Genomic DNA, 14,923 nt, shown 5'->3' with positions numbered 1-14,923 from the left:
AAACATTCGTTACGCTTGTTGTGTAACCAGAATGATGTGCGAGCCACCATGCTCGTGCACTGAAAGATGGGGTGTTTGGTGAAGCTGGGGCAGATCCTGACGGGTGTTCTCGCGAGCTTGTTGGTCGCATCGTTAGTGTTCACCGACGTCGCAACTTCGGCAAACGCGGCGGCGGCGCTCTCACCGCAGCAAGATCCAGCTACCCCCTCGATCACCCTCAACGGTACCGTGACCGAGGGCGACCCTGGTGCGCTCACGTCGAAATCGATCATTCTTGCCTCGGGTAACGAGGTGAAGGTGAATTACCGCCTCGTTCCGAACTATTCGGCTGGGCAGGCGAGTGGTGTGCGCGTGACACTGTTCATGCCGTCCCTTGAGCACGTCAATGGTGAGTACAAGGTGGTTGCCCGCGATGCGGCACCGACCCCGCTCGGCGTGCAGGGGCGAGTCAGCTCAGGCGGCGAGTGGAACATCATCTCTGACACCACGGTCAAAGGTGGCCCGCTCGTCTTGGAATACGACGGTGACCTGCGTGGCGGTGCAAACCCCGCATTCGACATCTTCCTGACGACCTACAACGACGGCTCGAACGGTGTGTACGGTGGCATTCCCGAGGGAACGCCGTTCGAAATCAACGGCTTCGTCTCGTACGAGATGTTTGATCGAGTCGAGGGAAGCACCTGGGAGTCGCCAGGTCAGTTGGACGATGAGTCCCGAGTCTCGGTCATTTCCTCTGACCTGAAGTGGGAAACTTCGGTCACGCCATACGCCTACGGGAATGGTGATACGTCGGTTCCGATGTGGGACCGCTACCAGTACTTCGATTACGTCTACACGGTCGATAACGTCTCGACGAACCCTGCCTCCTTCATCGAGGGTTATTCTGCGACCTTCGATATCGATACGACCGACAACATCAACGGCATCATCCCGTTCGATATCAACAGATTCGCGTATACCGACGACGGCAAGACCGTTCCGAACGACGACCCAGACAAGACCGAGGGCCAGTTCATCGGTGTGCCTGGTGAGGGCGGCGTGCTCATCTACGACATCACCGACTGGGATGGCGAGAGCGAGCTGACGGAGGAGATCCCCTACACGTATTCCGGTGCTGGCATGATCGTCATCAACCGTGAACACGGGGCGAGTAAGCAGGCAGTGAACCCTGGCGAGAGTCGGAAGTTCATGGTCTCATTGCCAATGAGTCGACAGGGATTCCCCAACCTCCCGACGAACTTCAAACTCACCGCGATCACGAACGTGCTTTTCGCGAAGACTGCGAACTGGACCAAGACGCACACCGCGGTACGCGAAGTCGATATTCCGAAGTATGGCCTGACGTTTACACACAAGCCCGAGCTCGCAACGGTTGAAGAAGGACAGCGCACCTACACCGAGATCTCGGCAATTAAGAGCACGTCGAATGCGCCGATCTTTGACACGAGCCTGAAGTACACAGTTGACAAGGGATTTGAAGCCGACAGTGTCGTCTATGAATTCCCTGCCGAGCTCGCTGACAAGCTGCGTGACGCGACGATCACCTACACGCACACGCTGAAGAACGGTGAAGAGAAGACTGTGTCGCTCACCGGCACCCTGAGCGATGCTGGCGAGGGCGCGGATCGTGCCAAGCTCACCTTCGACGTCGCGAAGCTGCACGCGCTCGACTGGAATCGCGAACTCTCATTCTCAGTGCTGAGTGGTCGTCTGAACCCGGGGAAGACACTGCCGGTGACGATCCGCGTCTATGGCACCGCGCCGACGGCTGGCACGATTACTGACCCAGCAGTTGTGACGTACAACGAGCGTTACGCGAGCAACGACGACTACGCCGCAGACACCGAATACACCGATGTGCCGCGAACGGTCACCCAGGACGCAGCATTCACTGTGGTGAAGCCAAAGCCGCAGGAAGTGCTGAAGCCTGTCGTCGATGTGCTTGGTGTCTACGGCAATGCGCGCACGAAGAACACGACGCAGGTGCCGTATGAGGCGCCGTTCCAGGCTGAGTATCAGCTCTCGACAGGTGGGGTTCCCGCTGCATCATTCGAGTACTCGATGGACCTCAGCGCGCCTACGGTGGCTCCCGGATCCGCGACGCCAACGCGGATCGCACTGACTGACGCGCTGCTGGGATCCGCCACCGACATCGAACTCACGTTTGTCGATGCGACAGGGAAGCAGGTCACGACGACAGACACGACCGTGGTGCTCAGTGACCTTGCACTCACCGACATTGCGAAGATTACGATCTCTGGCACCCAGCTCACGCTGACATCAGCGGAGACCATCGCCGTCGTTGATTACGATTCCGCGCTCGCGATGGGTGGATCACAGACGCTTCAGGCGTCATTTACTGGTACGCAGGTTCCGCCTGATACCGCGACACGCAAGGCGTCGAAGACGCACGTAGTGACGGTTCCTGACACGAAGACCCAGGTGAAGATCGAGGGCCTCAACCAGGTCACCAAGCCTGCAGGTGCAGGAAACTCGTACGATCAGTGGGTTGATCGCCAGTGGTACTGCTCGACGAGCGGATGCGGATCAAAGACCGACTACACCCTCGACCAGGGGTACAAGTCGCTAGGCGGGTTCGCGGCGACGATAACGCGCCCAACGACCGCGGCGACAAACAACGATCAGACCACGGTCATCAGTACCAAGCTTCCTGCTGAGCAGTTCGACATGTACTACTTGAAGGTTCGGAGCGATTTGCAACCGTACCTGCGTTCGGTAGATATCTATCGTGATGTCGATGGCGTCGAGAAGCTGTGGAAGACCGTCGATGCTGCCGACTGGGTCGCAAATACGACCGAGGGTAATTTCTGGCGGATCGCCACAGCTGATCCCGCTGCAACAGACCTGTACGAGACGTTTGCGTCGGTCGATGCCGAAGGGCACACCTATTACAAGGACGCATTTGCGGCCGATGTCGTGCCAGACCAGCCTGTGAGCCGGGTGGCTCTGACACTTGATTTCTCGCGCGCGGACGCGAATGCGCTTCCTGAACTCAAGGGCACAACCAGCCGCGTTGTTGAGTTCATGGGTCGCTTCACCACCACAACAACGGAGGCGAAGAAGCCAACCACTGTGACTGCCGCTGACACGTTTGGCAAGCAGGGGACGACGCTGCGCACCCACGTCGCGAACCCGGTGTACTCGATTGTGCACCACCCATTCGCGCAGACAAGCACGGGAGCGCAAGACTCCACGTCGACCGCGCGCAAGACCGTCACGATGGGCACCGAAGCGAGCTATCTCGCGAGCGTCTGGAACGTCAACAATGCGTCCTGGTACGTCTACAACGGACATGGCCCCGATGTGTATTCGCCAGTCGCGACGGAGTTTGACGAATGGCTGTATCACTACGATCCGCCTTCGTTCCACGACAAGCTGACGTACCAGTTCACGTACCCGGCGACTCCGAAGGCAGACAAAGAATACAATTTTGCGGCGACCAAGGTCGTGCTCCCCAAGACGGACCTCCTCAAGTACCTCACCGAGCTCCGGGTGACGTTCGACACCAAACAGACAGCGACGCTCAAAGTCGACGCTGAACTGCGCGCGCAAATTATCGCGCAGTCTCAGCTTGAACTCATCTATGACAACTCGCAGCCTGCAGGTATTCACCGTGTTGACGACTCGACGTTTGCGATTTCTGCTGGCACCGCCAAGGCATACCCCACGACCTTCGAGGCAAGCTTTGCTGAGATTGACGGTTTCGGCGACAGAACTGCTGAGCTTCAGGGTGTGACCGGGGATACCCTCGGCAAGAATCTCGCCGAGATTGACGTGAAGCTTTCTGGCGTTGTCAACGGCAACAAGGATCTTGTCGGCACGACCACGCTGTACCGTGAGTCGAACGGCACTGCTCGGACGAAGATGCACGAGACGAAGGCGACACTTGTCGGGGCGACACCAACACTTGGTGGCACGACCGACATGAATTTCGATGCGATGTCTGCATATGACTACGAGATCGATGGTGTGACCCCGACGACAAGCATGGTGCGTTCGGGCATGACGAACTCTGCGCAGGCTGACATCACGAGTTTTACGATGAATGTGGTGCCCGACACGTCGTTCCGTTCGCAGAAGCTCGAGATCCCCGCATCGGTATTCGATGCAGACTGGCGCACGACGGGCGTGAAGGTGACGCAGCCAGGTGGCAAGCCTATTGAGGTCCCTCTCGACCGGTTCATTTTGAATACTGAGACGGATCGTTACGAGCTTGACCTCGTTGCACTTTTCTCAGCAGATGGAGATGAGCCTGCGCCGCTTTCTCGTGCGACTCAGCAAGTGAGCTTTGGTGGCAAGTCGACGCTGACGCAGCTCGCGATCAGCAATTTCAGCATCAGTTTTGCTGCGGCTACTGATGCGACTGGCGACCCTGTCACTCGCATGTGGGGTGCCTTTGCACGTGAGAGCGATCCCACACTGCCAGCACGCATGATCGACGGTAGCTATGCCTTTGTTACCGGTGTCTGGGTTGATGAGACTGAGAGCGGTCACGGCTGGGATTCCAAGCCGTCGTTCCGCAACGAGGGGACGAAGGTTGCGACTTCCTCGCTGCTTTACAGCTCATTCCGTGTACACGCGAGCGACATGGTGAGTGCGCAACGCTTTACGGCAAACGCTGGCGGTGGCAACTCCGGTATGACTCCGTCGCTCACAAAATCAAACGGCAACGCTCCGACGATCTCGCATCGCCTCACGCAGATGCAGCTCCTCGGCATGCACCTGAACGACGACCTGTCGAAGGCATCGGGATCCGCCTCATACCTCTTTGACGCCGATACGAGCGGCCCGATCGCAGCGAACAATATGGTCGTGGGTGACACCGCGAAGGTGCTGTACGAGTTGCGCAATGCGGCGACGCCTGGCGGACCCTACCTCCCGATCGCTGATCCAGCGGCGCACTTTACGGCTCCGGCTGGCATCGACATTGCGCAGGTCACCGTTGTACAGCCAGGCAAGTCGGCAGCGCTAGACGCGGTCATTGCTGAAGCTGGCCGCACGGCGGTTGCTCCCACCGATGCGCAGTTCAGCGTCGGCGGCAAGAACCAGAAGAAGCTCACCGATGTGGTGTTTACCGACACCACTTTGCAGGCTCAGGAATCAGTATTCGTGCTCGTGGAGTACGTTGCGGTGAACGACTATGGCACAGCGCTTGGGCTGACGCAGGGCAAAACCGTGTATCCGTACGCATACAGCCGCCCGGGGTATCAGCATCACCTGCAGAATTATGTGGTCTCAGGGGTGAGCGGCAACGGCATTACCGGGTACGACTCTGTCACCGGCGACTATGACGTCGACAAGACCGCTGAGCATCTGGCGCGTGTGTATGGCACCACCACCTATGCGAACCCATCCGGACCGACAGTCACGAGCAAGTTCACTGAGGAGAGCCTGTCTGGCACCGGTATGACGCTCACGCTGTCTCAGATCAGCAACAAGATCGTGCACAGCAACACCAACGCAACGCTCGACATTACGCTCGACACGAATGCTCGTGGCTTCACGCTCACTGAGCTTCCGACGCCGTCCTACCCGGCAGGGTTTGTCGGTGAGTTTGCTGCACCGAAGGTGCTGATCCGCGTCAATGGCCAGTGGGTGAAGTACGACGCGAAGGTGCACTCGCTTGCTGGCGTGAACGAGCTTCGCGTTGACTACGGTCTCCTTCCCGGTCGTGACACCGCGGGGGCCGAACTGACACTTCCTGACTTCACGATTACCGGTACTGGGCACTGGCAAGCAACTGGTGGTGCCGGCACGAAGAGCTCGGTCATCGCGACGCAGGCGGTGCTCACCCTGACGCATCACGACGGCGCGCAAGACGAGAACCCTGCCGTTGCGTCTTACACCGTGACTGCGAAAGACCAGAAGACCATTTACAAGGCGATTCCGGTCGTCGAGCTGAACCTCCAGTCCTTTGAAACTGCGAGTGAAGCTGCGACGGAATACAGCGACGTGACGGCTGCGCAGACAGGTAAAACCTCGTACCTGCCAGGTGACGCCGTGCACATGAAGCTCACGGCTCGCAACGCGGACGCGGCTGCGGCAACCAACACCGGCTATGGCAAGGCTCCGCTGCTTGAGCCGGTCATGTACGACAAGGTTCCGGAGTACCTCACGACAGATCTGGAAGCATTCGTCTCAGGCGGTGTCCTGGACACTTCCGCAGCGATCGCTGCAGGCAAACTCACCATCAACCGGTACGACCGAACGGGAAAGCTCGTCGCAAACGCTGCGCTCCCGAAGGTCACGGTTGAATCGGTGAAGGGTCTCGACGTCGGTGGCTCACAGCAATTTGCGAACGACCGTCAGAACGACACGTTTGGACTGCTCTCGTCAGCGGAGCCGCTCAAGACCGCAACGAACCCGGCACAGAAGATCGAGTTCCAGTTGTTCACTTACGAGTTCCCCACTGAACTCGGCCGTGGTGAGCGGATCGAGATCATGTATGCGGGCAAGATCCGCACCGACGATCTCCCGACCGCTACCTACAAGGACGGTCATGCGGTGTTCGCACCGCTCATGGGGTGGTACTCGGGCAACAACCCTGTTGCAAGCAACATGCACCAGACGAACATGGACATGGCGGCGCTCCTGCACGACGCTGGCATCTCGGGTGCGCGCGGTACGGAGATGACCGCGACCGAGTTTCTCGCAACCTCGTTCGCGTGGCAACCTGGCAGTAACACCGAACGCCGTCACCCGTCTGGCAGCAGCGGAACGCTCGACACCTACTACGATTCCTCAGCGAACAGCTCAATGAGTCATAAAGCCTTCATGCAGGAACGTGTTGATACTCAATACACGAACCCGCTCTTTGAACTCTCGAGTGGGGGCGAAGTTGACGACAACTTCGCCTATGTCGGCGCCGCGCGTGTGAATGACGGCAGCGTGCGCCACTCAGAACGAGTGCTGTGGACGCAAGACAACATGCAGCTCAACCGTGCATGGCTCTATGGGGCGAGCGAGATGCTGCCAGATACGCAGCGTCAAGCAAGCGGCGTCGATGCAGCAAACTTCTATGAGTACGACGGTTCGCTTCGTGCTCCAGACAACGGACTAAGCCCGTACGCGGTTGACGATTACAGCTATGCGGTTGAACTGCATGAAGAGCTCACCGTGCGACTCCACGCAGTAAACCTTGGCGATCGCAGCATTGACAGTGGCATCGAGTATCTTGAGGTGCTTCCCAATGGCATCTCGCCTTACGACGGACACGGCAATCTGCTCGGCGTGCATGCCTTCGATGGCACCGGTGCAGCTATTGCTGATGACCGCGTATCGGTCGAGGTCGTGCAGAGTCCGCGCCGGGACCACGGGTATCGTGCCCCTGCCCAGCAGCAGGAAGCGGGGTCGTACGCCGAAGCTGAGCTGGACGATGCCGTGCCATATGTGATCCGCGTGCAGGTCTCCGGAGAACTCGGTGGAATGTTCAATTCGAGTGCGTCGACGTTGCGTTCGAAGTACCAGTATGTCGACGTTCGTGTGCGCGTCGCCGAAGAGTCAGCACATCTCGTGAACGACACGTTTGTGTGGTACGACGAGCTCACCGTGACAACGATCGCTGATGAACCGTACCTTGAGATCTTCGACAACTCATACGGCGCATTCCATCGCGCCCCACATGTCTGGAACCCATACAAGTTCCCGAACGACGGCATGCAGCAAGGCTTCGATGTGCTTGATCTGAGCTACGCCTACAGCTCGTTTACCTCTTACTTCGCGCTTGAACCGTGGGGCATGTACATCAGCGGTATCAACTCCCAGGGCACCACAACAGAGATCGCTGGCAAGCCTGCCATCGTCAACGGCGATCGCCTTGCGATGCGAGCTCCGACCCTGCGCGTCTGGAACGACATCGAGAAGGACTCATACACGAGCGCCTTTGACCATTCACTGCAGAACTTCACTGCTGAACTGTATGAAGAGTTCACGGTGCACTCAACTGTTGAGAACCAACAGGTTGAGACGCAGGACGCATACTTCACCAGCGGCTATACCGAAGACCGTTGGAAGCACCAGCCGCAGACGACGGGCGGCGCCCGCGGTACCTGGTTTGACCCAACCGTGACGGTCTCGCTCCCATATGGCATTGTGCCTGTGCTCAGCGATGGTGAACCAGCTCGCTACTCTGGCAAGGTCACTGACCAGCAGACGGTGAAGTTCACCGCAGCGATCAACGACGTCACGTACAAGTCCTCCACGCAGATCGTCGACGTCACCGAATTCTTGAATGTGAAGGTCGAGCGCATCACGAGTGAGCAGGGGGAGCGGTTCGTTCTCCATTTCACTGCGAAGGCTTCTGACGAAGCGCAGGCCGCACTTCATGCGGTGAAGTTCGGCCAGTCACTCACGGTGTCGCCGCGTGTGCGCGTCATCGATACACCAGTTTCCCCGGCTACTGCGGCCGGTGCGGACGTTACTGACGCGACCAAATACCAACAGATCATCACGCTTGCGAACAGTGAGCGTCCATCATTCAAGGCGGTCGTTGTCAGTGCGAAGCCAACGGGCTCGGTGCCAACTGGTGCGCCAGCTGACCGCGAGCGGCGTGACTCGACGAGCGAGTGGCTGCATACTCCGACGAACAACAAATCGAACAACCTCGGTGTGATTCGAATCACCGAGCGACTGATCTCTGGGACGAAATCGTTCCTCCAGAATGACAAGATTTCGCTCCACTCGGGCGGCGAATGGAGCGTCGATGCATCGTCACTCATGCCCAACGAGGTACCCGCTTCAGAGGTAAATAGCGGCGCGTACGGCGGCACTCGGATGGTACTGCGTCGTCCGACCATTGTGAACCAGACGAAGACGGGTCTCACCGTTGACGGTCAGTTCGCTGAAACCCAGCTCGTCGATGCAGCAGGTGATTTCTGGCTTTCACAAGAGGTCACAAACCGCGCCGCCAAGAACGAGAACCCGTACGAAACAATTACCGGCGCGGGCGACATTCACAACTCTCGTCTGGTCTTCAGCGCCTACGTTACGGCGTTCGCCGAGCGGATCGGTGACCCGATGCTGGTGGTCGACGGCACGGCACTCGCACCTGCGGAATATACCAAGCTTGGCTACACCGTGAAGCTCCTGACGAGCGATGAGCGTGCCACTGCTGGTGCCAACGATCGTCAGCTCATCCAGTGGTTGGTAACGACACCTGCTGGAGCGAACGGAACCAGAGGCAAGCTTGCAACGGGTGAGACGATCACGCTTCGCCACAAGTTGCGACTTGTGGATGGGTTCGAAGACACCACGCCGAACGAAGAGCCAACCTGGCATGGTGAGGCCCTGAAGATCGACACGTATGTGTCACTCATTACGGACGATACCTCGCTTGTTCGTGGGGAGCAGCGCCCAGGTGACTTCATTGTGCAAGACGCGTCAGCGATGTACTACGAAACGCGGGTGTCCGAGGCAGAAGGTCTTGTCGATTACGACAACGACGGAAAGCTTGTGACGACCTTCGCGCACAATCCAGCGAGCATTGAGATCATCAAGCCTCGTGGTGAGGTACGCGTCAACACGACCCGTCCACGTCTCGAATACTCGAACGGCCGTACGGGCGACCCATACTTCAACTCGTCTGACACGATTGAGTACCTGGTGAGCCACGCAAAGAACACCGGCTCCGGTTTGAAGGAAATGGTGTTTGAGCACACGCTGCCAACCGACGAATCCAACGATCCGACGAACTCGGTCAGTACTGAACGGGTGAACAACACTCTGTTGTACGTGACGACCGGTGTTTGGGAGTTGCCGCAGACGACGCTTGACCTCCTCGCAGCTGCAGGGAAGTCTGTCGACGACGTCTTCGAAGCGGAAGCCATGATGTCAAACGACATCGCAGAAGCTGGCTACGAAGCAGGAAACTGGAAGTCGCTCGGTACGAGCTCGATTCTCACGAATACCGAGTTCAAGGTTCCAGCAGGAGAACGACTCGGAAAGAAGAAGATCCGCGTCATCGTGCGGTCGCTCGACCCGGACTTCCTCGTGCCAAAGGGCACGCGTCTCGCCGTGGATGCGGATCCCGACACCGACGGTGTCCAGGAGGTCATCGAAACCGATCCTGAGAACCACAACATCACGGAGTTCCCAACGAGCGTGACAGACAACGCGATGCGGATCGGTCTGCGCGCTGCCTCGGAGCGCAAAGCGACGGTCTTCATCTATGACACCGTGCAGATGTGGGGAAACTACGTCGCAAATGCGCGCTTGCAGCTCGACAACAGTGAGGCACGCGCCTACCTCACGCCCTCGCGTCCGGTCGTCAACGTGTTCCACGACGCAACCTACTACCGTTCAGATTCGACGAAGCCGATCGAACAGCGGTATGGCTGGTCGGAAAATACCGCGATTAAGCCTGATGTCTCCCCACACCTGAAGTTCCGTGGTGAGATTGTGAACGCAGACGAGTCGATGTGGGATCCCGACACTGAATCGAATACCTACTCTGAAGACACCCTCATTAATCCGACGGTCTCGTTCGAGCTGCCCTCGGTGATGACCGTGGGGGATGACTTCACGTACGTTCCAAACGAGCAGGTGAACGCCTCACATCCGCTGAGTGATGAGCATCGCACGCGATACTCGCTCACTGACGACGATGCATATCTCTGGACGTGGAAGCTCGTGCACGCTGACGGCACAGAAGCAAACGCTGACTCGCACCTCAAGCACACGAAGATCCACACCGGTTCCTGGCCAGGCATGGATCGCAACGTCGTCACCGTGTGGTTTGACGGCACGATTTTCCCCGGCGATAAGGTCGTCATCGATTTCATCGGCAAGATCGATGCCTACACTCCGGGTGCGGCATCAGATGACCTGAAGTCAAAGGTCTACGTGACGAATAGCACCGGCCTCGTGCAACCGTTGAACTCTGCGCAAAACAGCGGAAATCGCCTGGGGTATATGACCGACCGGTATGACCTTGACGAGAACAAGCTCTTCAACGAGCGTCTCGTCTTCGCTGAGCGATCGCTGTTTGAGTACGAGACGTACGACAACTTTGGGAAACGTAAGGTTTCGTACTCAGATCTCAACCGTGCAGGAACGGTCTGGCCGCAAAGCACTCCGGTTCGTGAGGGCGGTACCTTCACGTATGAACTCGCGATGGACAATACGAAAGAACCGGGCGGATACACCGCGTATCCGTACCCCATCATGTACGACGTGCTTCCGTTCGCGGGAGATACCTCGATCATGAACGCTGCGACGCCACGAGAGTCGATGGGCTCTTCGGTGCTTGATCTCGACAGCATCGAATTGCGTCGCGAGGGTGAAGACGGCGGGGTCTACCCGAAGAAGGACTACACCGTTTTTGTTGGTCCCTTCACGATGCAAGGCGGTACGGTCGTCTCTGCGCCGATGCTTGACAGCACGCTCGTCGGCACCGAGGCCTTCTACGATTCACTCGGTGTACCAGGGACTGCCGCTGCCGTGCGTGACGCTCACTTTGTCACGCTTGCGCAGTTCAAGGCAGCTGTCGCGGCTGACCCAGAGCTGCTCGGCGAAGCTCAGACGTTGCTCACCCTGTTTAACAACAAGGACGCGTCGTTGCCCGGTCAAAGCAAGCTCAAGCTGCGCTACGACATGAGCTCGCCGCTCAATGCTCCTGCGTACATCGAAACCTGGCAGCCAGAAGCGAAGCCTGCCGACGTTGGACAGTGGAACTCTTTTGTTGGCACGCAGCGAAAGAACGGCTTCAAGCCGCAAGAATCCAACAAAGCGGGCACCTATGTCACCGAGCGCAAGTCTTCGGTGTCGATTGGTAACTACGTCTGGCATGACGCAAATTACAATGCGCAGCAAGACGAAGGCACCATCATCACTGATGAAAACGGCCGCGAACTCTTGCAGCCGTCACGGGACATTGACTTCGACGGCACCATCGACGATCCCGGCATCAATGGGGTGAAGGTGACGCTACTCACCCCACACGGTCGTTATGTCGACTACGCGGGCAATGCGGTTGCTAAGCATGGCGGAGCGTGGACAGTCATTGATGACGAGACAGGCAAGGTCATCACTGACGATCTTGGCCAGACAACCTCGTCAACGGGCCCACTCGTGACAACGACCCGTTCCGATATTCACGGCAACGCCGGCTACTACGTGTTCTCGAACATTGCGCCGGGTACGTACCGTGTGATGTTCGAATTCCCACAAGCGTACGACCGCTTCTCAGTCACCACGCTGAAGCTCCTTTCTGGCGCTCAAGTAGACGTGTACGAACCCGGTGTTCCTGCACAGATTCCCGCAGCTGGATCACCCGACGCCCTCGTCGCAATCACGTCGGCAGAGGAAATCACGGTCTCGACCGGTGACAAGATTCGCATGGGCTTCGATCTCGGAGTCGGCCAGCTCATCGACCTCGGTGGTGTTGTCTGGAACGACGAAAATCGAAACGGACTTCGGGACGCTGGTGAACCAGGATTGGCTGGCTACCACGTCGCGCTGAAGGACGGTAAGGGCAAGCCGGTGCTCGACGCACGTGGCAAGGCGCTCGAGACTGTCTCGGCCGCCGATGGCAGCTACCTCTTCACTGTCCTCCCGCGCAGCGGAGATTACACCGTCCAGGTGACTCATCCAGGCGGCACGTATGACGTCGAGATGCCGGTGACCCCGATTCTGTTGTCGCACGACCCGCTTGCACAGGTTGATGACAACGATGGGTACCTCCGAAAGACTGATGCAGGCGCGCGTCAGGTGGTGACGAACAAGTTCGGTTTGAACCTTCAGCACCTGTTCGAACGTGACTTCGCCGCGGTGCGCGCGATCAACGTCGGTTTCACCGAGCGGCAAGATACCGCCGTCATCGGCAACCGGGTATGGAACGATCTCAACCGCGACGGTATTCAGGATGCTGATGAACCAGGCCTTGCAGGTCAACGACTCGAACTCGAGCAGTATGTTCGTGTCAATGACGCGTGGGTGAAGCAGGACGACTTCAGCCGAACCACAACTTCGGGTGCAGATGGCTACTACTACTTCGTCGACGTTCCTGCGTTCAGCGGTGAAGACAACGATCCGATCGAGTACCGATACCAGGTTGTTGTTCCTGAGCTCGTGTCTGGCTTCACCTTCTCACCGGCGCTTGCAGGTGACGATCGCGAGGCCGACTCGAACTTCTTCATGAACGGCACCATGCACGAAGGCGAAGTCGGTGAACACCTCATTTCCCTCGTCGATATGACTGGCGGATCAGCGCTCGCCGTTGATGACAGCTCGGTGGATCTGGGCCTCATGACGCACGACACCGGCACCATCGCTGGCGAAGTGTTCATCGATGCTGACGCCGACGGAACGAAGACCGGCGATGACCGCGCATCCGAGCGCTACACCGCCACCCTGCAGGTGAGTACTGACGGTCAGAACTGGCGTGATCTTGCATCGCAGAGCGGTATCAATGCATACCGGTTTACGGGGCTGGCGATCCACGATGAAGCCGCTGGAGTGCTCAACCAGTACCGTGTCGTGATGACAGAGATCCCGCTGTGGCTGCAGCTCACCGAGCAGAATGTTGGCACCGGTAAGGGCGCCGAAGCGATCGACAGCGACTTCGCTGAGACTGCGCGTGAGGGGCGTGCCACGGTGACGGCAGTTTCCGACGTGTATGTGCTTGGTGAGGTGGCCGACGGTCACCTGCTGCCAGTCGACACGCGACATGCGCTCAACCACGAAAACGTTGACCTGGGTCTCATTGAACCTGCGGTCACTATTGGTGGTCGTGCATGGGACGACGCAAATGCGAACGGTCTGCAGGATGAGGGCGAAGCTGATCAGGGCGGCAACACTGTCACGCTGTGGGAGCGGATCGACGGTGAGTGGACGCCGGCAATCGACCGCACCGGTGTGCAAAATGTGACCGTTGGAAAGGACGGCCGCTACAGCTTCACGGTGAGTCCCACCGTGTATGACGAAGCCGATCCGCGATTCTTGCAGCCGCGCGAGTATCGGGTCAGCACCGAGCGCCTTGGGTACCAGGAATGGTCACCGATCCATGTTGGCGACGACCGCACGCTTGACAGCGATATTGCGTTCGACGAGGACGTGGAGGGTCCGTTGCACCGCGGCTACACCGAGGTGTTCAGCATCGTCGATGCGCAGGCAGGCCAGATTGTGGCGAACTCCGTTCGCGACGATCTCGCGATGGACCTCGGAATCGTCACGAACACGCACCTTTCCACCATTGGTGGCATTGTGTGGAACGACGCAAACGAAGACGGGATCAAGCAGGCAAACGAGCCTGGAATCGCGGATCGCGAGCTCACGCTCTGGGAACGCATCGATGATGAGTGGGTGATCGTCGAAGACAAGCTCGGACACGCAACCCAGCTGAGTGCCGACGACGGCTCATACGAGTTCGTTGTGGCTCCCACCGAGTATGAGGAAACACGTGCAGGGTACTTGCTGCCTCGTGAGTACCGGGTCACCACAACGGTTCCGCAATTGCACAAGCTCAGCGGTGGAACAGTGATCGATGGGGAACCGACGGTGAACGCGAGCCTTGCAGGTGAGAAGGTCGTCTCGCTGACTGCTCAGATTGTTGTAGTTGACGAGGATGGCAAGATCATCGTGCGTGAGGTCCGGGATGATCACACGCTCGACTTCCCGTTCACGCCCGTACCCGTCGTCACGCCGCCAACTGGGCCACTTGGTGGCCTGGTGAACACCGGCAGCGGACCGGTCGTGCTGTGGGCGGCTGCAGCGGCGATGCTGCTCATCGGGGGTGGCGCTCTGGTGCTGCTCACGAGGCGGAAGCAGCGGCGGCCGCGGCACGCAGCACGGTAGGGTGTGGCGCGTCTGGCCGAGCGCCCCTAACCAGGCCTGATCTGGCTTGGCCTGGCTTGACCTGACCTGGCTTGACCTGGCCTGGCCTGGCCTGAACCCCTCGAAAGGGGCC

Annotated in this window: 1 protein-coding gene; it reads left to right on the top strand. The window is 58.6% G+C overall.

From position 1 onward, the window contains the following. Positions 1 to 78: 78 nt before the first annotated feature. A complete protein-coding gene (locus FW756_RS01520; RefSeq protein WP_446428414.1) occupies positions 79 to 14,811 on the top strand; it encodes an SdrD B-like domain-containing protein in 14,733 nt (4,910 codons plus the stop codon). Positions 14,812 to 14,923 lie beyond the last annotated feature (112 nt).

The sequence above is a fragment of the Leucobacter sp. 1207-22 genome, from assembly GCF_052850455.1.
The sequence above is the reverse complement of the archived record's forward strand: the minus strand, read 5'-3'. Positions and strand labels throughout refer to the sequence as shown.